This is a genomic window from Sphingobacteriaceae bacterium, assembly GCA_002319075.1.
Lineage (GTDB): Bacteria > Bacteroidota > Bacteroidia > B-17B0 > Aurantibacillaceae > Aurantibacillus.
Genome location: NVQB01000001.1, coordinates 5,414,163 through 5,439,875, shown reverse-complemented (window position 1 = coordinate 5,439,875; position 25,713 = coordinate 5,414,163). Strand labels below are relative to the sequence as shown.

Sequence of the window (25,713 nt, the reverse complement as noted above, 5' to 3'; positions counted from 1 at the left end):
TTAAATGGGGAAAACGAGGCTTAAATTGCCCATTGCTTTCAATTAACGCCGGGAGTTGGGAAATATTCGCAACACTCAGAATGCCTCCGTCTAAGGATATTAGTGATTTGCAGAAGGTCTATATAATTTCATGCCCTGAAATCTTGTATTCATCGAGTATGCAGTAATTTTACTACCTTATATTTTTTATTTCAATATATTGGCACGATAATCGACTTACCCCCAATGCCTCTGGGTTAAGTTAACATTATTTACGAACTAGATGAAGAGACAAGTACTACTTGTAATTTTTACTTTTTTTTATTCAGCAGCCCTGCTGTCTCAGGCTCCTGCGTGGGTTTGGGGCAAAGATGCTAATTCATCTTCGTACGAAAGTGCCTGGGATGTGGCTTACGACAGTTTTTCAACAAATATATATGTAGGTGGTGAGTTCTTTGGGAACTTAAGTTCAGTTTACGGATCTTCGTTATCTTCTACCTACGGCAGTAGCGATGGTTTTCTGGCTAAATACGATCAGTCGGGAACAGTTTTGTGGGCTATTAAGATAGGAGGCACCAACAACGACGAAATTCATGGTGTTTCCTGCGATGGCGCCGGTAATGTATATGTAACGGGTTTTTTTACCGGGACTGCCGATTTTGATCCATCCTCTTCTACTTATACTTTGACATCTTCCGGTGGAGCTGACGGCTTTTTGGCGAAATACACTTCCGCTGGAGCGCTGGTATGGGCTACAAAGTTTGGAGGCTCAAACGATGAGTATTCCTGGAAAATGGCTTCTGATGCTAACGGAGTTTATCTTACCGGGAGCTATGAGTCTACTCCAGCAACATTTTATTCTTATGGAAGTGCTGTCACAAAAACAACCTCCATCGGTTCGGCTTCTACGCAAGTAAATGCATACGGTGCTAAATACAATTCCAGTGGGGTCATTCAGTGGGTAGTATCGGGTGGCAGTAGTAAAGATGACATGGGATTTAGTGTTACTGCAGATGCGAATAACGTGTACTTCATCGGACGCTATGATGACCATCTTATTTTTAAAGATGCTTCTGGTTCCACCAGTGCAACCCTCCAGGCGCAACAAAACAATAAAGCTCAGGTATATATACTCTCCGTAACGCAGGCTGGAATGTTTAACTGGCAGAATAACATTACCAGTAGCACGGGTGGTGATATGGTAGTAGGTTGGAGCATTGCACAAGATGCTTCGAACTTATATGTTACAGGCTACTTTGATGGAAATATAAATTTTAAATATCCTACACCTACATTAACGCAAAGTCTAACAACTGGCGGAAACCTGGATCTTTTTCTCGCGCAATTGGGAAAATCTGCTGGCACATTTTCGTGGAATGCCTCCGTAACCGGAAATGGGGCAGGTGAACAAATTGGAAGGGCTCTTGAAGTAGATGTTAATGGGAATATCATTTTGGGCGGAGTTTATACAAGTAGTATTAATTACAGTGCTGGGGGTGGACCAAACCTTGCGTCTGCGGGTGGTCATGACGTTTTTATCAGTTCCTACTCTAATACAGGAAGTTTTCTTTGGAGCACAAAAGCAGGTGGAAATGCCAGGGACTATGTGAATGGACTTACAGTTGACGGCACAGGAGGAATTTACACTTGTGGAGAACAGGATGGATCGATGGTAATTAATGCTACAACGACTTTACAAAGCGGCGGTGGCACAAATGTTTTTGTGGCAAAGCTGGGTTGTGCGGTAATAGCCAACAATACGGTAACTGCTACACAAACCATTTGTGCTGGAACTTCACCTGCTACATTTACCGGATCTGTACCCACTGGAGGAACTTTATATCTATGGCAAACCAGTGCTAATAATGCAACCTGGACAGCCGCTCCGGGTACAAACACAACACAGGGTTATACTTCGGGAACGCTTACCACAACTGCTTATTTCCGCAGGGTAGTGTCGTCTTCCGGTAGTTGCTCTTTATCTGCATCTAACAGCAACACTATTACGGTGAATGTTATTGCCCCACCATCAGCGGCAGTGGCGGGTACCAACCAAAGTGTTTGTTCTGCCTCCAGTGTTCTTGGAGCTTCACCGCCCTCTCCGGGTTCGGGTAATTGGACTGTATTGGGTGGCACGGCCACGCTTTCTGCCTCAAACTCGTTTTCTTCATCTGTAACGGGTTTAAGCATTGGTACCAATTCTTTTGTGTGGACTGTCTCCAATGGTCCGTGCCCGACTTCTACAGCTTTGGTTACTGTATTCCGTTCCGTGCCACCGGTATCTGCCGCCGGGGCAAGTCAAACGCCTTGTGCATCCACTGTTACTTTGGCGGCGGTAACACCTACTGCGGGTACGGGTTTGTGGTCGGTACTTTCAGGCACAGCTTCAGTTACGACTTTAACCAACCCGGCTTCTGCTGTTAGCGGACTTTCGGCGGGTACAAATCAATTTGTGTGGACGGTGAGTAATGGTGTTTGTACGCCCGCAACTTCTACAGTGACTATTTTCAGATATCTGCCGCCCACCTCCAACGCAGGCTTAACTCAAAGTGTATGTGCAGCCACTGCAACGCTTAGTGCAACTTCACCTACTATAGGGTCAGGTAATTGGTCTGTGTTAACAGGCACCGGGAATGTCACTTCTGTCACAAGTTTCTCGTCGGGTGTAACGGCTTTAAGCACCGGTACCAATCAATTCTTATGGACTGTCTCTAATGGTTCTTGCCCTTCTGCAACCTCCATTGCTACTATTATACGAGATATTCAACCAGTTTCTAATGCCGGAACGAATCAAACGCTATGTGCTGCTAACCATACCCTTGCGGCTGTTAATCCCACAGTGGGAACGGGTCTATGGACAGTCTTAACAGGCACCGGGTCGTTAAGTTCGCCGGGAAGTTTTTCTTCGCAGGCAACGGGTTTGAGCTTTGGTACAAATCAGTTTATTTGGACGGTTTCTAACGGTACTTGTACTGCCGCAACTTCTACCGTTACTATTTTAAGAGATATCCCGCCAACTTCTAATGCCGGAACGAGTCAAACGGTTTGTGCTTCTTCTGCCACGCTGGCGGCTGTATCCCCCACAACTGGTTCTGGCCTTTGGTCGGTAATTAGCGGTACAGCAAGTTTAGTTAGCGCTTCCAGTTTTTCTTCAGCAGTTACAGGTTTAAGCAATGGCAGCAATCAATTTTTATGGACAGTCACAAACGGTTCATGTCCTTCTGCAACTTCTATTGCTACACTAATTCGCAACATACAACCGGTTTCTAATGCAGGTACGAGTCAAACGATTTGTGCTGCTAACTATACCCTTGCAGCTGTTAATCCCACAGTGGGAACGGGTCTATGGACAGTCTTAACAGGTACCGGGTCGTTAAGTTCGCCGGGAAGTTTTTCTTCGCAGGCAACGGGTTTGAGCTTTGGTACAAATCAGTTTGTCTGGACAGTATCTAGCGGTATTTGTACTGCCGCAACTTCTACCGTTACTATTTTAAGAGATATCCCGCCAACTTCTAATGCCGGAACGAGTCAAACGGTTTGTGCTTCTTCTGCCACACTTGCGGCTATATCTCCAACAACTGGTTCTGGCCTTTGGTCGGTAATTAGCGGTACAGCAAGTTTAGTTAGCGCTTCCAGTTTTTCTTCTGCAGTTACAGGTTTAAGCACCGGTACCAATCAATTCTTATGGACTGTCACAAACGGTTCATGTCCTTCTGCAACTTCTATTGCTACACTAATTCGCAACATACAACCGATTTCTAATGCAGGTACGAGTCAAACGATTTGTGCTGCCAACTATACCCTTGCGGCTGTCAATCCCACAGTGGGAACAGGTCTGTGGACGGTTTTAACGGGCACCGGATCAATAAACTCTCCCGCATCGTATTCTTCGCAGGCAACGGGTTTGAGCTTTGGTACAAATCAGTTTGTCTGGACAGTATCTAACGGTATTTGTACTGCCGCAACTTCTACCGTTACTATTTTAAGAGATATCCCGCCAACTTCTAATGCCGGAACGAGTCAAACGGTTTGTGCTTCTTCTGCCACACTTGCGGCTATATCTCCAACAACTGGTTCTGGCCTTTGGTCGGTAATTAGCGGTACAGCAAGTTTAGTTAGCGCTTCCAGTTTTTCTTCTGCAGTTACAGGTTTAAGCAATGGCAGCAATCAATTTTTATGGACAGTCACAAACGGTTCATGTCCTTCTGCAACTTCTATTGCTACACTAATTCGCAACATACAACCGGTTTCTAATGCAGGTACGAGTCAAACGATTTGTGCTGCTAACTATACCCTTGCGGCTGTCAATCCCACAGTGGGAACGGGTCTGTGGACGGTCTTAACGGGCACTGGATCAATAAGCTCTCCCGCATCGTATTCTTCGCAGGCAACGGGTTTGAGCTTTGGTACAAATGAGTTTGTCTGGACGGTTTCTAACGGTAATTGTACTGCCGCTACTTCCACGGTAATAATTTTTAGAAATGCTCTTCCAACTGCAAATGCAGGAACTGCCGCCGCAGTGTGTTCTCCTTCCGCAAATTTAGCAGCCGTATCACCCACAGTTGGCACAGGGTCCTGGTCGGTGTTAGGTGGCAGTGCCACCATAACGGCTCCGTCCAATGCTTCTACACAGGTAACAGGTCTTGGTTCCGGGGCCACGCAATTTTTATGGACGGTTTCCAATTTTGCCTGCACTTCAGCAACCTCTGCTGTAACCGTTATCAGAGATATTCCTCCTACTTCGAATGCAGGAACGCTGCAAACCGTTTGTTCTTCGTCAGTACTTCTTGGGGCAACGAGTCCAACTGTTGGCGTCGGATCATGGTCTGTTGTTTCAGGATCGGCAACTGTGATATCTTCCTCTTCTTATACTTCACAAGCCACGGGTTTGAGCGCTGGGCCAAATCAATTTTTATGGACGGTTACAGGCGGGGCATGTGCTTCGGCAACATCCGTAGTAACGATCAACCGCGATCTTGCTCCTTTGGCAAGTGCGGGAAGTGATCAAACTGTTTGTATTTCGAGCACCACCCTGGCAGCGACTTCTTCTACTCCAGGAACGGGAGTATGGACTTTGCTTTCCGGGTCTGCTGTAATTACTTCTACAACCACAGCTTCTTCACTAGTCACAGGTCTGAGTACGGGGCTAAATCAATTTGTCTGGACTGTATCTAATGGTGTATGTGCTGCTGCCACTTCAACTGTATCTGTTTACCGAAGTCCGGCGCTTGTTGCTGTTGCAGGTAACAGTCAAACTGTTTGTTCTTCAGGTGTTACTCTCGGTGCCAGCAGTCCTACTGCCGGCACAGGCCTCTGGTCAGTGATAGGTGGCACTTCTTCCATCACAAATCCTTCGAGCAATACAGCATCGGTTACTTCTTTAAATGTAGGCGCTAACGTTTTTCTATGGACCGTCTCCAGTGGTTCCTGTCCTACAGGCACCTCTTCGGTACTTATATGGCGCGATGAGCAGCCTGTTTCCAGTGCGGGCAGCGATCAAAGTATTTGTTCATCAAGTTTCACTTTAGCAGCAACTAGTTCTTCTGTTGGAGTGGGTGCCTGGTCCACCTCAGGCAATGCCTCCATACTGTCATTGGGGAGCGCTGTATCTGCCGTTACTAATCTTGATCCCACTGCCAATAGTTTTGTTTGGACCGTCACTAACGGTATTTGCCCTGCTGCGAGTTCAACTGTTATCATTACACGCGATCTGCCGCCTACCGCACAGGCAGGTACAGATCAGGTTTTATGTGCCCAGGAAGCCACTCTTACTGCCAGTGTTACTGGACCAGGTTCTGGTTCATGGTCGGTGTTAGCAGGTAACGCGGCCATAACTTCTTCAACTTCTGCCGTAGCAAACGTAACGGCCTTGTCTACCGGAACCAATGTGTTTGCATGGACGGTGGTTAATGGTTCTTGTCCTTCTGCAATAGACACGGTGGTTGTTATCCAGGATGTTCAGCCTGTTGCTTTTGCAGGAACAAGTCAGACGGTATGCTCGGCAGATGCTACACTTAGCGCTTTACCAACGGTAGGAACGGGCGTTTGGTCGTTGCTCGGTTCCTCTGCTACTATCACTTCTCCCGGTAATGATACAACCCAGGTTTCTGGTTTAGCGGGCGGATCAAATGTTTTTTTATGGACTGTAGCTAACGGTGTTTGTCCTGCCGCAACTGCTACCGTAGAAATTTTAAGGGATTTAAATCCATCGGGTGCCATCGCAGGCTCCGATTTTACAGTTTGTGCCTCTTCCTGCACTCTTGCGGCACTACCAGTATCAATTGGCACTGCCAGCTGGACGGGGTATCTGATATCTTCTTCTTTATCTTCAGTAGGTAGTTCAACTGCGGTAGTCTCAAATTTAAGTGAAGGACTAAATCAGTTCGTATGGGTCGCAACCAATGGGGTATGCCCTGCATCTTCTGATACAGTGTTTGTTTTTGCAGCAACTCCTCTGCCGGATGCATTGGTGGGCAGCAACCAACAAATCTGCGCTACCGAATATACACTAACAGCTAATAACGATGGCTATGGGATCTGGACCTTAGGAAGTGGGGCTGGCATTCCGGCGAGTGTAACCAGCGCCACAACACAAGTCACTGGTTTAGGCACAGGCCTCTCAAGTTTTATTTGGACGGTTTCTAAAGCCTTCTGTCCTACAACTGCTGATACGCTATACATTACCAGGTATGAAACGCTTGGAGTGGCAAATGCCGGTAATTACCAGGAGGTTTGCGGCGACAGCACAAGTTTAAGTGCTCTACTTCCGGCGGGAACTACCGGCTTGTGGAGAACCTTGTCTGGTAACGCAGAATTTTCGGATGATAAAACGCCGCAAAGCACTATCACGCAACTGATTCCCGGTAATAATACATTTGAATGGACGATAACGAATGGTGTTTGTCCCGCTTCTGCAGATACTGTTTCTATTTTCTCAAATGCTGTTCCGGTAAAAACCGCTGCAGGCGAAAATCGTCTCGTATGTGCTGATGAAATTCCTATGTACGCTGATAAACCTCTTGTAGGCACAGGCACGTGGTCGCAGCTATCCGGTACAACTTCATGCGCTATTCTGCAAATAACAACAAATACAACACATATATCAGGTCTTAAAGGCGGACCTTACGAATTTGTATGGACCATTTCAAATGGAAATTGCCCAACTGTAGCTGATACAGTAGCCATTACGCGTACAGACAATCCTATTGTGCCGGATGCCGGCGCAGATCGAATTATTGAAACTGCTTCTTATCAATTGAATGCTAATGCGCCACAGTCAGGCGCGGGCACCTGGTCTGTCATTTCAGGTGGGGGTATTTTTACAAATCCTCACGATTCCTCCGCTACTATTGCAAACCTTCCTTTTGGAACAACCCTGTTGCGCTGGACTATAGCTAACGAATCTTGTCCCGATGTTTCAGATGACATCGTTATCCGGGTAAAAGAATTAAATATTCCCAATGCATTTTCTCCTAACAATGACGGAATAAACGACAAGTTTACAATCACCTCGCTCGATTACTACGAAAATGTGAAGATTTCTGTTTACAACCGATGGGGCACTTTGTTATATCATAATCCAGAATACCATAACGATTGGGCAGGTATTAACTCCAACAACGAAAACCTGGCCGATGATACTTATTATTATATTATAGAAATTTCTACCTTCAAAAACTTTACAGGGTTTGTTATTATAAAGCGCGATAAATGATAAAGAAATTTATTTTTTTAGTTTTGGTGTATATCTCGGCATTTACTTTAAATGCTCAGCATAGCAGTAATTATGTGCAATATATGTTTAATGGTTTAATTCTTAATCCGGCATATGCTGGCAGCCAGGAGGCCTTAAGCATGACTGGCCTCTACCGGAAACAGTGGATGGGCATTAACGGATCGCCTACAGAGGCAATGCTGAGTGTGCATTCACCGCTTAAAAATAAAAGTATAAGCCTTGGAGGAAATTTTCAGAATAGTCAGTTTGGTTTGTTTAATCATACAAAGGTGAATCTTGTGTATGCTTACCGCTTTAAATTTTTAAAGGGACATCTTGCTTTGGGACTGCAGGCAGGCATAGATTCCTATTCTACGAACTGGGACAAACTAAATATCACCGAAGCGGGAGATCCAAGTTTTGTAGCAAATGTAAATCGTAAAACCATGCCAGAATTGGGAGCCGGAGCTTATTATCATACCAAATCATTTTACGTAGGCTTATCGGTACCGAATTTATTTACAGGCCGGTTAAATCCCTATTCACTAACCTGCCTGAGTTCCGGCGTCGTGGTGGATATGGGTAAAAATTTTAAGGTTAAGCCCGCTGTTCTTATAAAATACATTTCAGGTTCTCCTATTTCGCCAAATTTTTCAGCCACATTTTATTTTAAAGAAATAATAGGACTCGGGGCCGGTTATACCTATAGAAGTTCTGCACTTGTTTACACAGATATAAGGGTTAATGAACAGCTACATGTAGGCTATGGCTACGAATACACGCTGAATGACCTTCAAACCTATATAGCGGGAAGCCATGAATTTATGCTTCACTACATTTTCCGTTATAAGATCAATGCAACAAATGTGCGCTTTTTCTAATTTTTATGAGGATCGGGCTTAGCATACTTTTATTATTAATTATCAGGATTTCTGTTGCTCAGGAGGTGAAGGATACGCTTGAAAGTTTTGTAGAGGGCAGAGAGGATACAACCACTATAAAAGTTCTGCGTTTAAAGCTGAATTCCGATAAACCAGATTTCAGTCCTTTCTTTGTGAATAACGAACTGTTTTTTGTGTCTGGAAGAAATAAGGAAGTGGGAGTGGATTATGTCGATGCAAACGGCGAATCGGAGATCACAGATCTTTATCGCTCTACGCGTGTAAGTCCGGTTAAATTTAGAAATACAAGGACTTTCGATTCGCGTATTAATTCAAAGGCGTATGAAGGTCCTTTCTGCATTAATAAGCAAGGAACCATCATTTATTTTACAGCAAATGACAAAAAGACGGCCGCTCTGAAAATTTTTAGATCCGAGAAAACAGAAAACAAGTGGTCAAGACCAGAGCAATTATCTTTTTGTAAGGATACCTTTTCGTATTTTCATCCAGCCCTTTCTCCTATGGAAGATCAGCTCATCTTTGCCAGTGATCGTAACAGGGCAAAAAATAAAATTGATCTTTATGCCTCCAGCCTGCAGGGCGATTCCTGGTCAGAACCACAGGCTCTCAACGCTTTAATTAACGACACAAACAGCCAGGTCTTTCCTTTTATTGGTCCAAACAACGTTCTTTATTTTTCCTGCGATAAAAAAACTGGCACAGGAATGGATATTTATTTTGTCTCTCTAGACTCTGCCAAAAAAGAACCCAGACTTTTGACTTTTCCAATAAACACAAAATACGATGATTTTGGGATCTGGGTCGATTCCGCTTCTTCATCAGGCTATTTTTCAAGCAATCGCATCGCTAAGTTTAAAGATGATATTTATTATTTTACCAACAGCATGCCTGATTTCAGGGACGCAAAAACGGTAATTCCTAAAACACAGTTTTGTTATTCATTTGTTGAAGAAAGTACCCTGGCTTCAAAAGACACATTAACCTTAACTTACGAATGGGATTTTGGTGATGGTAAGAAGAGCAGGGGACTGCGTGCTCGCCACTGCTTTCCTGGCCCGGGAGAATACCAGGTTGTTTTAAATGTAGTGGATAAAATGTCAGGTGAAATTTTTATAAGCGAAACTTCTTATCCTTTAACAATTGAAAGACCAACAAATTTAGTTATCAGTTGCAGCGAAAAGGCGTCTATAAATGAAGAAATTGTTTTAATGTCAAAAGATCTCTATATTAAAAACTGTAAACCCGATAAGATATGCTGGGCTTTTGGTGACGGACGTTTTAATTCCGGATCCACAGTAAAACATCGTTATAAAAAGCCGGGAACATATAAAATACAGTTGGGGGTGGTGGCAAAAAATAAAGACACTGAAAAAATGGAGCTCTACAAAATAGAGAAAACAATAATCGTGTCGGAGAATGTAAAATAATTTATGAAGCAGTTTTTTAGAATACTTATATATACTTTTTTAATCAGTTCTCTGGATCTTGTTGCTCAGCCGGTTCCTTCAGTCGATGAAAAGATCCCGTTTATCTGCACTTTTAGTAAACAGGCAGATAAGAATTGGGGCGATGATGATTTTGTACAAACGTTCTTTTTTATTGTCCCTGAGTCTTACAAAAAACCGGTTTATATCCGCGTCTTTGATCCGGATTGTGGTGGTATGTATGATGAGAATCATAACGATTTTAATAGCAAAACAAAATTTTCGGTGTATGGAGGTTCTAAAGCTCATTCTGATCCGGATGCGATAAGGCCTGATCCTGTTGGCAATTTTAAGAGTGGAATTTTATTGGCTTCAAAAATTTATGGTGATGATAAATCGGTAGATAACAAGTGGGTAACATTAGGACCATTTAATCCGATTGAAGGAGAGTTACAAAAAGAATTGGGAGGGCGCGTTTTTAAGGTAATCATCGAAGGCATGGAAGGCGACGATGGAAATTTGTACCGTCTCTTTTTATCCTCGGTAGCAGATGATAATAAACCTATTGAGGGAGGAAATGGGTTTGCCTACGAGTATGCGTTTCGTTTGTTTGATGCCAAAGGCTCAGTTTCTCACCTTTACCCCTTTGTGGCAGACAAAGTAACGGCAGTGAAAATTAAGGTTTTTGATTACGATAATGAAGGCATGATTCGTATTATTTCGGTTGCAAAAAAAGGAGATGCCTGTAAACTCAATGAAGAGGGCCTCTGGATAGAAAGTATGCACCGGGTGGTGAAAGAAGAAATCAATACTTCACTCGATATTCAATTTATCAAACAAAGTGCAGTAAAAAATAATAATATTGTTGTGTATATTGCTAATCAATACGGCGAATTGATGCCCTTTTTTACAACGCCCATTGGAGGAGTTCCAAAGTATTTGTATAAAATCGCTGTAAAAGAAGAGTAATGATTAAGAGATTTATTTTTTGTTTACTTTTTTTAGACAGTCTTCTTTCAGCACAGACCTATAATTTCGCGCATTATGCCGAAGAGAATGGCTTGATGCAGTCTTACATTTATAATATTTCTCAATCCCGTGAAGGTCTTCTCACTCTCTCTACCGGCGAAACCGTTTCCTGGTTTGATGGTGATAAGTTTACGTCCTTCTCTAATAAAGAACTGGCCGAGCAAATTGAATCCACGCATTTTGTAGATTCACGGGGCATCACCTGGCTTGGACATCAGAACGGTTTGTCTTACTATCAGAATGGCAAGTGTCATAAATTTGCAAACAAAGAAATCTCAGCACTTAAGATCACACAAATTGCAGAGGACGATAAAAAATGTATATGGGTAGCAACTTCCGGCGGCCTTTTTAAAATCAATCCCGATTTTAAAGTCAACTCTTATGAACCTACAAAAAAATATTATATCAATTCTTTTTTGGGAACAAGTCCTGGTCACCTTTTAATAGCTACCACCGAAGGATTAATTTCAGCAACTTTAAATACAAAGGAAGATAGACTCGTGGCAAGCACCGTAGATATTTTCGAGAATAAGAATGTAAAACAAATCATTAAAGCGGTGAGGCGCGGTACCCAATACTGGTTGAATGTTGAAGGCGAAGGCGTTTATGGGGTAAGGTTTAAAGGAATGACCTGTAAGATCTTTCAAAGATTATTCGATACTCCAGACTACGCAAATTCCAGTATCCGTTACATCTACAAAGATCATTCGAATAATCTTTGGGTAAGTGTTTTTGGTGATGGGGTGCGCAAATTAAGTTTTAGTGACAGTCGTTTTTTTCACCGGTATACCATGGAAAAAATTTCATCCAAAAATGGTTTAGGAAGCGATAACATTCAAACTATTTTTCAGGATGCGGAAGGAAACATCTGGTTTGGTACTTTTGGCGAAGGTCTTATTAAAAAACCTGTCGAATTATTCTCTTTTTTTGGAAAAGGCGAGGGTTTCCAGGAAGCTGATATCAATGCAATATCGGGCGCAGAGCGAGGCGATCTTTGGTTAGGAACAAATAAGGGTTTGGCACTTTATAATAAAGAATCAGGAAATTATACTTTGTACAATGCAGCTAACGGATTTATAGACGGACATGTAAATACAGTGTTGGCAGATAACGGAAGTATCTGGATCGGAACCCAGGAAAATGGCATTTATATTTTTGATCCTGCTAAAAAGAGATTTAAAAATTTTTCGCAAGAACACAGGTTTAATCACCTTACCATTAATTGTATTCGAAAGATCAATGATAAAATCATGATCGGAACTACCGACGGACTTTACATTTACGCTCCCGATTCAAAAAACCATGAAGACTTGAGTACCAACGACGGCTTATTTCATAACAACATTGTAGATGTTTTTATGGACAGTCGCGAACGCTTATGGATAGCTTCTCACGGAGCACCACCTTATTATATTAAGGACCAGAAGATAACTGCTTTGAAAAAAATTGAGGGCATGACTTCTTATAACGTTAACGCATTCTGTGAAGACATATTAGGAAATATATGGATTGCAACAGACGGGGACGGGGTGTTCAGGTATAATAACTCTGAATTCAGGCAGTATACAGCTAACGAAGGCCTGATCTCGAACTATTGCACCGGTATCATAGTAGATCGTAACAATGCCATCTGGGTAACACATCGCAGTGGCATAAGCATGTTACAGAAAGGCCGTAGTAAATTTATTTCTTACGCGAGGCAAAAAGGATTAATGTTCAATGAAAATAATCTAAACGCTATTTTTAAAGACGAGGTGGATAATCTTTGGTTTGGAACCAATAAGGGGTTGGTGGTATATGATGCAAAATATGGTGGAATAGAAGTAAAGACTCCTGAGATTTTTATTTCCGGCATACAGATGAACGACATCAATCAGCCTCTCGATAAAATTATTGAGATGGAGTATAATTATTATTCTGTGCATATCGACTTTAAAGCGGTGTCGCTTTCTGATCCTAATTCCATTGTTTTTAAGTACCGCTTGTTGGATGTGGATAAATCGTTTAATACTACCAGCATGCCTTACGTGGATTTTCCAAAATTAGGGGATGGTTCATATACTTTTGAAGTACTCGCTTGTAACGTGATCACAGGACAATGCAATAAAATCCCGGCAAAGATTTCGTTCGTTATTGCAAAGCCGATATGGAAAAGTGTTTGGTTTTATCTTCTGCTGATTTTCTTGGTGGTACTGCTTATGAACGTGGTGGTAATTCTGAGAACGCGTTCTTTAAAAAGAACACAGCAATTACTGGAAATGCGTATTGAACAAAAAACTTTTTTGCTGAAACGCGAAAAGGAAGCGGTTGAAGAAATTAAAGTACAACTCGAACATAAAAATAAAGATATAACTGATAGTATATTGTATGCTAAAAATATACAGGACTCTTTATTACCGCCGGAAGGTTTGATGAAAGAAATGTTTTCGAATAATTATTTCGTGTTGTATAAACCCAAAGATATTGTGAGCGGAGATTTTTATTGGTGCGCAGGACACACAAAAGCAAAAAGCGGCCTTGAGTTTGCCGGTGTTATAGATTGTACCGGACACGGTGTTCCTGGGGCATTTTTAAGTATCCTGGCAAATGATTTTTTAGATCGTTCGCTCATTGAAAATCCAAATTCTAAACCAAACGAAATTTTAGATTACCTGAATGAGAGCGTAAGTTCGCATTTGAATCAGCAATGGAGTAAAAATAAAATCCGTGATGGTATGGATATTTCGTTAATTGGGATCGATTACAAGAATATGAAACTTTATTATTCAGGTGCTAACAATCCTATTTATATTTTCAGAAAAAAAGACGAAGGTCTTGAAGAGATTATTTTAAAAGCAACTAAACAAGCAATTGGTTCAGTGCATGAAGTAATTGTGAAATACGAATTAAAGGTAATGGACCTTATGAAAGGCGATACAATCTATTTATTTTCAGATGGTTTCGCAGATCAGTTTGGAGGCCCGAGAAATAAAAAAATAACCTACAGAACTTTCAGAACTATTCTCGCTAGGGCCTTTCCTTTGCCTATGAATCAGCAAGTAGATTTTATAGAATCTGGCTTAGAAGCCTGGCAACGTGATACCGAGCAAACGGATGATATTTGTGTTTTGGGGATTAGGATGTAGTTCCAGACTACACCAGCACTGATAAGGATTACTACCGACAACACCGCTTAAATTTACAAACCCCAGGTAAGAACGAATATTCAAACTTAGATATAGAGGCATAGCATCTGTATGTCGAAGTCTTATTCTCGACCAGGCTCGAAATGACACGAACAGACTCTACCTCTAACTAAAGGCAAAACAGCTTTAACATATAGCGATTTAGCACACTCAATCACAGTTGCAATGTCGGGTTACAGAGTATAGATAGCCAAATTCATTTCTTGCGCTCCAGTTGCCATTAAAAGAATCTCAGCTCGTACAGGGCAAAAGAGTTACGACTCTTTGAACCCGATTGTGCGATAGTTTTCTAGCAGTGAAATGTCAGGTCGGGCAAAAGAGTTAGGACTCTTTGAGCCCGCTTGTGGATAGGTGTGTAGCAGGTGAATGTCAGCTCACAGGGCAAAAGAGTTAGGACTCTTTAAGCCCGCTTGTGGATAGGTGTGTAGCAGGTGAATGTCAGCTCACAGGGCAAAAGAGTTAGGACTCTTTGAGTCCGCTTGTGGATAGGTGTGTAGCAGGTGAATGTCACCTCGTACAGGGCAAAAGAGTTAGGACTCTTTGAACCCGATCGTGCGATAGTTTTCTAGCAGTGAAATGTCAGGTCGGGCAAAAGAGTTACGACTCTTTAAGCCCGATCGTGCGATAGGTGTGTAGCAGGTGACATGTCAGGTCGTACAGGGCAAAAGAGTTAGGACTCTTTGAACCCGATCGTGCGATAGTTTTCTAGCAGTGAAATGTCAGGTCGGGCAAAAGAGTTACGACTCTTTTAGCCCGATCGTGCGATAGGTGTGTAGCAGGTGACATGTCAGGTCGTACAGGGCAAAAGAGTTAGGACTCTTTGAGCCCGATCGTGCGATAGGTGTGTAGCAGGTGACATGTCAGGTCGAGCAAAAGAGTTACGACTCTTTGAGCCCGATCGTGCGATAGGTGTGTAGCAGGTGACATGTCAGGTCGTACAGGGCAAAAGAGTTAGGACTCTTTGAGCGCGATTGCGGATAGGTGTGTAGCAGGTGACATGTCAGGTCGAGCGTAGTCGAGACCCTAAAACCGCATTCCAACCCCTATTTCAAACCGATTTTGAAAAAGACGTATTCGGGATTCTTTTATGGGTATAGTATTAAATTCAGACTGATAAATAGTATTGAAGAAAAAATGATCTCCATTATAACCTAGTTGTAATCCCCCGCTGGCATAAGTAGGAATATTCACACGCAAATGCCTTTCACCGATTTGCCTGTAGCTTTGAAATTGAATTCCAGTTCCCAACATCACGTGCGGAGTGCAATGAAATTTTTTCACTACAATCTGGTAACCATAACCCGAAGAAATAATGGTTGTTAAGAAATTCCCATATTTTAATTTATCCAGGTTAGGGTAGAAGTCCCCTTGTCCCGGCGGAACAAAACTAGTGTCCGCATGCAACCATTGATAACGTTCAGAGAAGCCCAGCATAAAGGAACCCGCACTCTTTTTCTGCCTTTCGCCCTGAGAAAGAGCGGCGTTCAAAGAAAATCTTTTATTGAATGTGAAATTAAAATTCAAACCAGTCTCAAGAATTCTCAATCCTTTTGTCTTTGGATATCCCAACGAATCCTTGTTCCAATACGGGTAATAACTCTGATAATTTTTTAAATAAAATCCTTTGTAATCTCTGTAAAACATACCCCACTGCACAACACGTCCACGAATATTTAAAGCAATGTTCCTGAATTTAGAATAACCATACTTTTTTTTAAGAGCGTCGCTGGCTGGTAACTGCACACCAAATGAAATATAGACTTTTTTAATTTTTAGCGACAGTCCCACCACGCCAGGCATAGCGGGCAGATACATGAATTTACTTCCTTTTCCATCTCTGCGATTGGACACATTAATAGACATTAAAGGATAACTGTAACGTACCTTCACTAAGAAATTCTTTGGGAAAAATTCAATATTTTCTGGCGGCAGTTTTTCGCGTTTCTTTTTATCTGCGGCTTCCGTTTCACCTTTAGAATCTTTCTTCTGCTTCTGCTGTGCAAAAGCATTTAACCCCAGTGAGCAAACAAAAAATATCAAAAAAGCATAACGCATAAAAATGCAAACATAAAAAGAAAAAATAATTTTTTAAATCGAGGGGGAACGAATTCATTGATCACCTGTTATTCCATCACTCCAATTATTGTGCAAGAAATCCGTAAAATTTCGCAATCTGTGGCTTCAAACTATTTGCAGTTGTAATTCCGTCCCGATCACAGTTAGGAGTGTAAGATGAGCGCGATATCTGCCCAGAACCCTTACGACGCAATTTTTTGGCCTTAGGATCCTAATAGCCAGTTTCAGCGATTCGCCGTTGCTGCACATCCATCTATGGCAATATCAGATTGTCTTTCTCGTCAAACTCCCAGAATGGATTGAACGCCACTTCAAAAATATGGCCGTCCAGATCTTTAAAATACCCACTGTATCCGCCCCAGAATACTTTCTGTGCTGGCTTAATAATGGTAGCACCTAATTTTTCAACTTCCTTTAGCACGTCATCTACTTCCTTTTCATCTTTGGTATTATAGGCTAATGTTATTCCCGAGAAACCGCTGCCTTCCGGATGGATGGTAATGTCTTCTGCAAGTTCTTTGCGAGGATAGATGCCCAAAATGATTCCGCCTAAAGAAAAAAACGCTATGTTATCCTGGCTCGCAGAAGATTTTTTCCAACCCAACCCTGTTTCATAAAAGTGAACTGATTTCTCAAAGTCATTCACTCCCAGTGTTATGATATTTAAATTTTGTCTCATGTAATTTTAATTTCTAGTTAAGATGTTTAGATATTCCAGATAAACTTTTGCCCTGCTTTTTGCTAATACGTCGAAGAGTAAAAGAAAAGGACTAAAAATAAGCAAAGCGGTAAAAATTCCTTTAACAAAAGAATTAGATCTTACCATGAAAACGAGAAACGCGCTTGTTATTACCAGGGCAATTTCGATACCAATAATAACTTTAAAACCAGCGAGTACCCTTTGCATCCGTGGAAGTTCTTCTTTTTTTAAACCCTCCGTGTAGGTTTGTACATAAGTGTTAACGCGGCTAATGTCTTTGGAAGATCGCAGGTAAACACTTCCGCAAACAGCCAGAAATATGCCCCCTAAAAAAACAAATGGATAGGCCATTCCATTGAAAAAAGGGTGTTTTATCTTGATTAAAAAATAAGCAGCGGCCAGTAAACAAGTAAACCCAAAAATAATTCCGAACAAGCAGAAATTTTTCTCTGCATAAAAATATTTTTCTACTTCATTCATTCAAACAAGATAATGTTTTTTTGACAAAAAAAATTTACTGAATTTAAATTTCAGCGCTAAGAATTCTAAATTTTATCGCTAATAAATAGATCAGCAATCTTCTTAGGGCTTAGACTGCAATTATTTTTGTAAACTTGCAGTGCATGCGAAGAGTTCTCATAGTACTTATGTTTTTTTTGACGAGTATTTTTTCACGCGCTCAAAAAATCACTCCCTTTTACGGACCATTTCCTGAACCGGCACCCACAAAAAACATGTTGTTCTATCTTCAGAGAACAGTAGATAGAAACACAGTCATTTATGAGGTGAATCTGGAGCCAGATGGCGAACTCAATGCTAAAAATCCAATTAAAACTTACTGGATTGATTTTGACAATGAAGCTAAAAGAAGTTCGCTGACGTTTCTGCAAAGTAAATTTGCTTATGGTATTGAATCAGAACTTATTGATGAACCAAATAAAATTTACGCGATTTCACTGGTTTCCAATAAAAAAATAAAATTTTACCTTAAAAGGGATATTAAAACCAAACAGTATCACGTGCATGCAAACATTAAAGGAAAATCAGTTATTCTTAGCAGAATCTTCGTAAATATAATTGGCGGAACCTACATGCAGCCGACAGTTTCTTATGTTGAGTTAGCCGGCCATGAACCTCAATCTGAAAAAATAATCACCGAGAAAATAATAGTGAAATAGATTTGGTTCTTTTTTCCGGATGGTGCAGATATAAGCTAAGAAAATAAGGGCCATGAAGTCACTCCTGGTAAATCACGATGAAAACTCACTAATTGCCTGCCTGGATAATTTAACCTGGTTAACTTTAGGCTTTGAGATCGTTACGAATTTCCTTTTTTCAATTTTAAACACATAATGTAATTAAAATCAATAAATCAGTGTCAAACATAGCTATTCTTGCAAAATGCAGCGCTTTGTTAGCAGTAATCAAAAGGAACAATTTGTATATTTAAACACTACTATCCGATTGCCCGTGAAACTTAACGCCTTTATTCTACTAATTTTTTTACCTCTTAACTCCTTTTCCCAGACTGTTATTTCAAAATGCAATGCCACCTCCACTGCATTAAAACTTTACAAAAACGATGCTGACCGGATGGCGATTCGAAGGGTAAATCACATTGGTTCTTCGTACAAAGACAGTGTTACCATAGACAAGCAGCTTAGCGAAAAATACCTAAAGGCATTGGTTGCGGTAAACAATGCTACAGCGCTTTCCGCGGTTGATACCATAACCAGATTATTAAATATTCACACCTACAATCCAGGTTTAAATTCTTTGATAGTTATGGCCGATTCTAATTTAGTATGGATGACAAATCTGCGTTACAACATTTTGCCAACGCGCGATTACACCATTGATAAAATGATGCAGAAATACGGCCTTGAAAAACATTTTTATTCCGGGCTCATGCAACCAAACATGGTTGTGTTCAGAACAGATACCAATAGTAATCTTGTTCCTTTGGCAAGAAAATTAAAGTCAGCACTGGGGGTAAAGGCCGCAGAATCTGAATTTATGTATGGTGATGGGAATGACATTACCGATTCTGTAAATTCAAAATATACCGAATTAACTTATTCCTATGGATGGCAGGAATGTTCTACAGGATGCGAACAGCGCCGTTTCTGGAAATTCAGGGTATACTCAGATTGTTCGGTTGAGTATATGGGGAGTTATGGACAGTCACTTATTCCGGCTTTAATTTTAAGTGTGCAGGAAAATGAAAGTTTATTCACCGATATTTATATTTATCCGAATCCTGTGAGCAGCAAATTATATATAGCTTGTAACGCCAAACGGTCTACTAATCCTTCTTTAACAATAACAAATAAAGCAAAAGAAGTAGTTTATACTTCTGCAAATGTGGTAAATGGTCAGCAGATTGATTTATTTCTGCTGCCAAATGGAAATTATACCTTAAAACTTGAAAGTAATTCGCAAAAAAAAGTCTTTTTCCTGAAAGTACGTTCCTGAGAAATCCACTTAGTTTTGAGGGCCGTAGTTGGTCTCAAATTTGCATGAAAACAGGGAAGTCTGAGTTTTAAAAAGGCTATCTTTATACCAACACTATGCAAGAAGATTTTAAAGAGATAAGAAATACACTTAAGCTTCTGAGATTTCCATTTTCTGTGTTTTTGTTGCCTGTTTCACTCTTTTCTTTTTTTTATATCCAGCCTGACTTTAATTTTTCCTTTTGGCTTGTGATTTTTATCTGGCATGTACTTGTTTTTCCAGCAAGCAATGGTTATAACAGTTATAACGATGCCGATGAAGGTCCGATTGGTGGACTTGCCAGACCTCCAAAACCAACAAAAGCGCTGTTAACCAGTGTCAACTTTATGGATGGCCTGGCAGCTCTTCTCTCTCTTTTTATTAGCTTTAGTTTCACCTTTTTTGTTCTCGTTTATATTATCGCTTCCCGTTTATACAGTAACAAAACTGTTCGGCTAAAAAAATATCCTGTTTATGGTTTCCTGGTAGTATTTGTGTTCCAGGGCTTCTGGATTTTTTGCGCTAATATTTTTGCTTTGTCTGAACCAGGGTTACTCAATCACACACCTGTGCTACTTTCCGCTATAGCTTCTTCTTTCTTAATCGGAACCATTTATCCCATCACACAAATCTATCAGCACCAGGCCGATAAAAACGAAGGTGTTACAACTCTTAGCATTGTTCTGGGAATGAGAGGGACCTTTGTTTTTTCGGTAGTTATGTTTTCAATAGCCAGTTTGTTGATCTATTCATCTTTCTACCTTCAAAATAATCTCACTAATTTTTGGTTATTTAATATTGTGATGCTGCCCTCCACGTTATTTTTTCTTATTTGGGCTTTGCGGTCTTTTAGAGATACCGTGCATGTTAATTTTAAAAATACCATGATTATGCTGGTACTGTCATCCATGCTAAACAATATTTATTTTTTCGTGTTATTACTAAACTGATCTTATGTCCGCCATACTCTCCATATCAACAGCCGTTCCTCAGCATTCAGCTGATAAAGATGATTTTTTAAGATTTTATGCAAAAGCTCTTAATCCATCAGATCCTGCTTCATTTTCCCACAAATTAAATTTCATAAGCCTTAAAACGAAAATCGAAAAGCGTTACTCCTGCATTCCCGATTTTAAAGGTAATGCTTTTGAACTTTTTGAAAATGGTACTGAAATTCCTTCTGTAGACAAACGTATGGAGGTTTACACAAAACATGTTATTCCTCTGGCAACGCAGGCGATAGACAAAGTTTTAAAGGACACAAAATTAGATCCTTCGGATATTACACATTTTATAACGGTAAGTTGTACCGGACTAACTGCACCAGGTATTGAATTTCAACTGGCAGAACATTATGGTTTGCAACATACTGAAAAAGTAGGTTTAAATTTTCTTGGATGTTACGCAGCCATCAAAGCCCTGAAACAAGCCCATTACATTGCCCAGGCAGAACCGAACGCTTGCGTATTGATCATTTGCGCAGAATTATGTTCTCTGCATTTTTACCCTTCTGATGTGGACGAAGACATAGTGGCAAATTTGTTGTTTGCCGACGGAGCTTCTGCCGCCATTGTTTGTGGCGACAAAAATAAACACCTGGAAAATAAAACGGTTTTAAGATTAGAAGACTTAGGTTCAGCTTATATTCCAAATACATTCGATTTAATGACCTGGAATGTCAGCCCGACTCATTTTAAAATGCATTTGAGCAAAAATATAGCGACTACTATCAAAGAAAATATTTTACCGGTAGTAACTGATTTTCTAAAAAGCCAGATCCATGAAATAGATTTCTGGGCCATTCATCCGGGCGGTGTAAAAATCGTTGAAGCCGTGAGCGACAGGCTTAATTTAAGCGAAGCCAATGTAGAAGATTCTCTGAACGTTTTAAAAAATTACGGGAATATGTCTTCTCCCACTATACTATTCATTTTAAGTAGTATTTTCGATAAAATAAAAAACGGCCCTCCCGAAGAAACAAAGAATATTTTTTGTTGTGCTTTTGGTCCGGGAATTAATATTGAAATGTTACGTTTTTCGGCCGTAAATTCTCTTATTGCAAATTCACTTGTAGAAGATCATGCATTTGAAGTATAGATCAAATCAAAAAGAGTTGCTTGATGGCGATGCAATTGCCACAAAAGATCTTTATCAGAATTTGAAGGAACTCGATTTTATCAATAAGCATTTGGGCGGTTATATTGCTTCGCGAAAGGGTTTTATAAGACTTATCAGAGAAAACAAAGTTAAAACCCTTATGGACATTGGCTTTGGTGGCGGCGATTCTATCAAACAACTTGCAATCCTGGCTAAAAAAAAGAAAAACGATGTTTTTTTTTACGGGGTTGATCTGAAACAAGACTGCGTTAATTACGCTGAGGAAAATCTTTCGGCCTTAGCCAACAAAAAACTTATCTGCAACGATTACAGGAATATCTCTAAAGAATTATTAAATGACATCGATCTTATTCATTGCAGTTTATTTCTACACCATTTAACAAACGATGAAATTATCGGGCTCTTTCATTTTGCCCGCGAAAACAAATGTATGATTCTTGCCAACGATCTTCATCGCAACGTTCTGGCTTATTATAGCATTAAATGGTTAACAGCTTTGTTTTCGAAATCTTACCTTGTGAAAAATGATGCCGCGGTTTCTGTTACAAGGGGTTTTAGAAAAAATGAACTTCTTGATTTACTAAAACAAAGCGGCTTTAAAGACTATTCAGTTACCTGGAGCTGGGCCTTCCGTTACATCATCATAGCAAAATCATGATACACGATGTTGTTATAATAGGTGGAGGACTGGCAGGATTGGCCTTATCGCTGGATCTTAAAAAAAGAGGGTATACTATCGTACTCATTGAAAAAGGCTCGTATCCCAGACAAAAAGTTTGCGGAGAATATATTTCAATGGAGTCGCACAGATATTTGCTTTCACTTTGCCCGGCTTTATCTGGATTAAATTTACCCCTCATTAAAAATTTCAGGATCACCTCTACCGGTTTAAGAGATTTTAAAACTCCTTTAGGATCTGGTGGATTTGGTATAAGCCGTTATCTGCTGGAAGAACTTCTGTACGAAGAAGCAAAAAAAGCTGGGGTAATTTTTTTACTAGACACTAAAGCCCAGTCAATTGCAGCCTCAGAAGCTGGTATTTGTTCGGTAGTAACAAAATCAGAAACAATACGTTCGAAAATAATCTGCAATGCCAGCGGCCGTCGCTCAAATCTCGAAATGACGGAAAGAGGGCAGAAGCAAACGGGCACAAATTATGTTGGGATAAAATACCACATTAAACTAAAACGCGATGCCGGGTTGATAGAAATCCATAATTTTCCTGGGGGATATTGTGGCATCTCCGCTATTGAAGAAGATAAGTCCTGCTTGTGTTACATCGTGAATGCTAAAGAGTTAAACGCAGTGAATAAGTCTATACCTGAATTAGAAAAGAAAATACTTTCGCAAAATGTAAACCTTAAAAAAATATTTACAGATGCTGATTTTTTGTTCAGAGAGCCTGTCACGGTAAGCGGCATCAATTTTCTTATAAAAGAACCCTTAACTACCGAGCAGTTTTTCCTGGGAGATTCAGCTGGCAGTATTGCGCCTGTAACCGGAAACGGAATGAGTATGGGACTGCGTTCGGCATTTGTTTTAGCAAATCTGCTGGACGATTATTTTTCTGGAAACATCACGAAAGATAAATTGGATAAAAGCTATTCTGATTTCTGGAAGAAGGAATTTGCCATGCGCATCAAACTTAGCCGGCATTTTCAAAAATTGTCTGAATACTCCTCTTTAACCAATATAACTATCCGACTCTTCCAGGTTATACCTTCACTTGCTCGCAGAATTATCCGCCTGACTCACGGCAAACCATTTTAGTCTATTTATCTGCTGTGGGCGGGCTCAACAGCTTGTCTTCGTGAATATCGATCACCTCGTTTATAAAACGCATCAACATTGCTTTTTCCTCACTACCTACAGACTTAGAACTATCTGCAACCTTAATCATTGTGCTAATGAAATGACATTTTAAGTCGGTACTGAAATAATGTGAGTTTGTTTTTATTTCATTAATCGCCCAATCCATAGCAGTACCGGCATCTGTGCGTTCTTTATTTAAAAGCGCAAAAATAATTTCAGTTTCAACAATATCTTTTGCAGCACTTTGGCTGAATTCCTTTTTAAGGATCTCTGTCAGTCGTATTCTTTCTTCTACCTGAACTTCGCCATCCGCCATTGCAACCGCATAACAGGCTTCACCTAAAGCGTAATACAAATTTTTAAGCGCTGTTTCCATAATTTTTATTGAAAAGAGGTCTATTAGTGCAGAGAGCGATCAAATATAAATTTTATTTAACTAGCTGCATCTACCCTGGTACATGCATTTTGTTAAAATTAAACGGCGTTCGTCATTTTAATTCCTTGAAAACCTCGTAAAGACTGAGTTCTAGGCGAAATTAATTTGTAATCTCCATAATTTGGTGTATTTTGGAGTGCTAAGTAAAAAACTATGACTAAAGACGGACAAAAAATCTATCCTCGGTTTGTTCCAGCGGACAAATCAGCGTTTTTCCCAACATTACAGAAACGGGTTAGTGCCCATTTTAAGGAAAATAACATTTCCAGGAATGCCAATGCAACTATGGTGATGAAGACAATCATTTTATTGTCGGCCTTTTTTCTGCCACTCGCCTTAATGGTAATCTTTCATCTGAAACCCTGGGCCGTGTTAAGTCTTTACGCTATAATGGGCTTTGCAAAAGCGGGAATAGGTATGTCGGTGATGCACGATGCAAACCATGGCGCTTATTCTAAAAACCAAACTGTAAATAAGTGGTTAGGGTATACTTTAAATTTAATGGGGGGCATGGTCTTTAACTGGAAAATGCAGCACAATGTATTACATCATACTTACACAAATATTCATGGCATGGATGACGATATCGAAGAAAAATTAGTACTTCGTTTTTCACCACATTCAGAAGCCCGCAAGTTCCACAAGTTCCAATTCTTGTATGTATTTTTCTTTTATTCGATTCTTACCCTTTACTGGGTGCTGGCAAAAGATGTGATCCAGTATTTTAAATACCGTAAAAATGGCGTAAACCGTTACAGCGAGAAAGAAAATAAATTTTATTTCTGGAGCATGATCGCACTGAAACTCTTTTATGTAGGGTACATGCTGGTACTTCCTTTAGCTTTGCAGGAATATTCTTTTGGGCTTATTATTGGAGGCTTTTTAATTATGCACGCCATCGGTGGGCTTATTCTGGGCGTAGTATTTCAACTTGCACATTCAGTTTTAGAGGCAGACTTTCCTTTACCAAACAGCGCTAACATTGTAGAGAACGACTGGGCAATGCATCAGATGAATACTACGGTAAACTTCGCGCGCGAAAACAAATTATTGTCATGGTACGTGGGAGGCTTAAATTACCAGGTAGAACACCATTTGTTTCCCAATATTTGCCACGTGCATTATCCTGAGATTTCAAAAATTGTAGAACAAACAGCCGCTGAATTTGATGTGCCCTACTTGTGTTCACATACTATGAAAGAGGCTTTAAGTTCGCATTTACGTATGCTGAAAAAGTTTGGTTATACTTTCGAGCTGGATTTAGCTGCGATGTAATAAATTTAAAACTATTTGAACCGTCACCCTCAAGTGACGGTTTTTTTTATTCCGAAACCTGGGTTAAAACAAAATGAGTAGGGTTGGTTCTTTTCCTCTCATTGTCAAGCTTTAGCAGGGTTTCTTTTCCGCTTTCTCTTACGAAATACTGATGTTCACTGTCAGGAAGCTCGTCATTTAAAATATAAACTGTAGCGTTTTCATCTTTTTCAAAGCCTCGTTCCGTATTAAAATTACCCAGCTGGATATTTGGAGCGATTTCCGTTTTTAAGAATTCTTCTTTGAGGCTGAATTTATTAGAGCTTGTAGAAAGTCTAAGAGTGGTTTTAATACCGCCGCAATCTTTACAGGGCAATGTGTCCATGTATGTTAGATCATAAACAATATCCTCCGGTTCGGCTATCACTCCTTCAAGAATATCTTTAGGACTTCCGGTGCCGACTTCCGTTTCACTTTCATGCGTTTGCTGATTACACTCAACTAATGTAAAAAGTAAAGTGGAATAAAAAACAAATTTCAAAGATTTTACAGTGTTTAGCGTCATGTTTTTATTTTGATCTAAACCTACGG

General features: G+C 40.4%; 17 protein-coding genes. 12 read left to right on the top strand and 5 right to left on the bottom strand.

The features are described 5' to 3' along the window. Positions 1 to 262: 262 nt before the first annotated feature. From CNR22_23475 to CNR22_23455, 5 genes are read left to right on the top strand one after another with little or no spacing between them, the layout of a single operon-like run. Complete coding sequence (locus CNR22_23475; GenBank protein PBQ34610.1) at positions 263 to 7,693, top strand: hypothetical protein; 7,431 nt, start codon at positions 263 to 265, stop codon at positions 7,691 to 7,693. Continuing rightward, entirely contained in the window at positions 7,690 to 8,574 is an 885-nt protein-coding gene (locus CNR22_23470) for a hypothetical protein (GenBank protein ID PBQ34609.1), read from the top strand. The genes CNR22_23475 and CNR22_23470 overlap by 4 nt, the downstream gene beginning before the upstream one ends. 5 nt (positions 8,575 to 8,579) lie before the next feature. Then, complete coding sequence (locus tag CNR22_23465) at positions 8,580 to 10,022, top strand: hypothetical protein (GenBank protein ID PBQ34608.1); 1,443 nt, start codon at positions 8,580 to 8,582, stop codon at positions 10,020 to 10,022. A gap of 3 nt (positions 10,023 to 10,025) precedes the next feature. After that, complete coding sequence (locus CNR22_23460; GenBank protein PBQ34607.1) at positions 10,026 to 10,988, top strand: hypothetical protein; 963 nt, start codon at positions 10,026 to 10,028, stop codon at positions 10,986 to 10,988. After that, positions 10,988 to 14,173 carry a hypothetical protein gene (locus CNR22_23455; protein ID PBQ34606.1) on the top strand — a complete coding sequence of 1,062 codons (3,186 nt, stop codon included), beginning with the start codon at positions 10,988 to 10,990 and terminating at the stop codon, positions 14,171 to 14,173. The genes CNR22_23460 and CNR22_23455 overlap by 1 nt, the downstream gene beginning before the upstream one ends. A 1,083-nt stretch (positions 14,174 to 15,256) precedes the next feature. Here CNR22_23455 and CNR22_23450 read toward each other — a convergent pair. The 3 genes from CNR22_23450 to CNR22_23440 form a co-directional block, all read right to left on the bottom strand. Beyond that, on the bottom strand, positions 15,257 to 16,288 hold the full coding sequence (locus CNR22_23450; GenBank protein PBQ34605.1) for a hypothetical protein: 1,032 nt from the start codon (positions 16,286 to 16,288) through the stop codon (positions 15,257 to 15,259). A 274-nt stretch (positions 16,289 to 16,562) separates the two neighbouring features. Next, positions 16,563 to 16,988, bottom strand: a complete 426-nt coding sequence (locus CNR22_23445) for a glyoxalase (protein PBQ34604.1) — start codon at positions 16,986 to 16,988, stop codon at positions 16,563 to 16,565. A 6-nt stretch (positions 16,989 to 16,994) separates the two neighbouring features. Next, complete coding sequence (locus CNR22_23440; protein ID PBQ34603.1) at positions 16,995 to 17,489, bottom strand: hypothetical protein; 495 nt, start codon at positions 17,487 to 17,489, stop codon at positions 16,995 to 16,997. A 143-nt stretch (positions 17,490 to 17,632) separates the two neighbouring features. Between CNR22_23440 and CNR22_23435 the strand changes: the two genes are divergently transcribed. The 6 genes from CNR22_23435 (at position 17,633) to CNR22_23410 (ending at position 23,390) form a co-directional block, all read left to right on the top strand. Continuing rightward, positions 17,633 to 18,187, top strand: coding sequence for a DUF4833 domain-containing protein (locus CNR22_23435; GenBank protein ID PBQ34602.1), 555 nt, complete (start codon positions 17,633 to 17,635; stop codon positions 18,185 to 18,187). A 223-nt stretch (positions 18,188 to 18,410) separates the two neighbouring features. Next, positions 18,411 to 19,484: a hypothetical protein gene (locus CNR22_23430; GenBank protein ID PBQ34601.1), complete on the top strand. Its 1,074-nt coding sequence runs from the start codon at positions 18,411 to 18,413 to the stop codon at positions 19,482 to 19,484. 95 nt (positions 19,485 to 19,579) lie between these two features. Then, on the top strand, positions 19,580 to 20,452 hold the full coding sequence (locus CNR22_23425) for a hypothetical protein (protein PBQ34600.1): 873 nt from the start codon (positions 19,580 to 19,582) through the stop codon (positions 20,450 to 20,452). A gap of 4 nt (positions 20,453 to 20,456) precedes the next feature. Continuing rightward, positions 20,457 to 21,599 (top strand): hypothetical protein, encoded by a 1,143-nt coding sequence (locus tag CNR22_23420; GenBank protein PBQ34599.1) that lies wholly within the window; start codon positions 20,457 to 20,459, stop codon positions 21,597 to 21,599. Further along, positions 21,583 to 22,278, top strand: a complete 696-nt coding sequence (locus CNR22_23415) for an SAM-dependent methyltransferase (GenBank protein ID PBQ34598.1) — start codon at positions 21,583 to 21,585, stop codon at positions 22,276 to 22,278. Before CNR22_23420 ends, CNR22_23415 begins: the two co-directional genes overlap by 17 nt. After that, complete coding sequence (locus tag CNR22_23410) at positions 22,275 to 23,390, top strand: hypothetical protein (protein PBQ34597.1); 1,116 nt, start codon at positions 22,275 to 22,277, stop codon at positions 23,388 to 23,390. Before CNR22_23415 ends, CNR22_23410 begins: the two co-directional genes overlap by 4 nt. 1 nt (position 23,391) lies before the next feature. On the opposite strand, the gene CNR22_23405 is transcribed toward CNR22_23410, so the two are convergent. Further along, the gene (locus CNR22_23405; protein PBQ34596.1) at positions 23,392 to 23,808 is read right to left on the bottom strand and encodes a hypothetical protein; all 417 of its coding nucleotides are present in this window, start codon (positions 23,806 to 23,808) and stop codon (positions 23,392 to 23,394) included. Positions 23,809 to 24,021: 213 nt separating this feature from the next. Here CNR22_23405 and CNR22_23400 point away from each other — a divergent pair, with 213 nt between their 5' ends. Further along, entirely contained in the window at positions 24,022 to 25,143 is a 1,122-nt protein-coding gene (locus tag CNR22_23400) for an acyl-CoA desaturase (protein ID PBQ34595.1), read from the top strand. Between the two features lie 46 nt (positions 25,144 to 25,189). Here CNR22_23400 and CNR22_23395 read toward each other — a convergent pair whose 3' ends face one another. Continuing rightward, positions 25,190 to 25,687 carry a hypothetical protein gene (locus CNR22_23395; protein ID PBQ34594.1) on the bottom strand — a complete coding sequence of 166 codons (498 nt, stop codon included), beginning with the start codon at positions 25,685 to 25,687 and terminating at the stop codon, positions 25,190 to 25,192. Between the last annotated feature and the right edge of the window lie 26 nt (positions 25,688 to 25,713).

What these genes read in the sequence shown, in the direction of transcription:
- CNR22_23475 (PBQ34610.1), top strand. Translation starts at nt 263, where the DNA reads ATGAAGAGACAAGTACTACTTGTAATTTTTACTTTTTTTTATTCAGCA.
- CNR22_23470 (PBQ34609.1), top strand. Translation starts at nt 7,690, where the DNA reads ATGATAAAGAAATTTATTTTTTTAGTTTTGGTGTATATCTCGGCATTT.
- CNR22_23465 (PBQ34608.1), top strand. Translation starts at nt 8,580, where the DNA reads ATGAGGATCGGGCTTAGCATACTTTTATTATTAATTATCAGGATTTCT.
- CNR22_23460 (PBQ34607.1), top strand. Translation starts at nt 10,026, where the DNA reads ATGAAGCAGTTTTTTAGAATACTTATATATACTTTTTTAATCAGTTCT.
- CNR22_23455 (PBQ34606.1), top strand. Translation starts at nt 10,988, where the DNA reads ATGATTAAGAGATTTATTTTTTGTTTACTTTTTTTAGACAGTCTTCTT.
- CNR22_23450 (PBQ34605.1), bottom strand. Translation starts at nt 16,288, where the DNA reads ATGCGTTATGCTTTTTTGATATTTTTTGTTTGCTCACTGGGGTTAAAT.
- CNR22_23445 (PBQ34604.1), bottom strand. Translation starts at nt 16,988, where the DNA reads ATGAGACAAAATTTAAATATCATAACACTGGGAGTGAATGACTTTGAG.
- CNR22_23440 (PBQ34603.1), bottom strand. Translation starts at nt 17,489, where the DNA reads ATGAATGAAGTAGAAAAATATTTTTATGCAGAGAAAAATTTCTGCTTG.
- CNR22_23435 (PBQ34602.1), top strand. Translation starts at nt 17,633, where the DNA reads ATGCGAAGAGTTCTCATAGTACTTATGTTTTTTTTGACGAGTATTTTT.
- CNR22_23430 (PBQ34601.1), top strand. Translation starts at nt 18,411, where the DNA reads ATGCAGCGCTTTGTTAGCAGTAATCAAAAGGAACAATTTGTATATTTA.
- CNR22_23425 (PBQ34600.1), top strand. Translation starts at nt 19,580, where the DNA reads ATGCAAGAAGATTTTAAAGAGATAAGAAATACACTTAAGCTTCTGAGA.
- CNR22_23420 (PBQ34599.1), top strand. Translation starts at nt 20,457, where the DNA reads ATGTCCGCCATACTCTCCATATCAACAGCCGTTCCTCAGCATTCAGCT.
- CNR22_23415 (PBQ34598.1), top strand. Translation starts at nt 21,583, where the DNA reads ATGCATTTGAAGTATAGATCAAATCAAAAAGAGTTGCTTGATGGCGAT.
- CNR22_23410 (PBQ34597.1), top strand. Translation starts at nt 22,275, where the DNA reads ATGATACACGATGTTGTTATAATAGGTGGAGGACTGGCAGGATTGGCC.
- CNR22_23405 (PBQ34596.1), bottom strand. Translation starts at nt 23,808, where the DNA reads ATGGAAACAGCGCTTAAAAATTTGTATTACGCTTTAGGTGAAGCCTGT.
- CNR22_23400 (PBQ34595.1), top strand. Translation starts at nt 24,022, where the DNA reads ATGACTAAAGACGGACAAAAAATCTATCCTCGGTTTGTTCCAGCGGAC.
- CNR22_23395 (PBQ34594.1), bottom strand. Translation starts at nt 25,687, where the DNA reads ATGACGCTAAACACTGTAAAATCTTTGAAATTTGTTTTTTATTCCACT.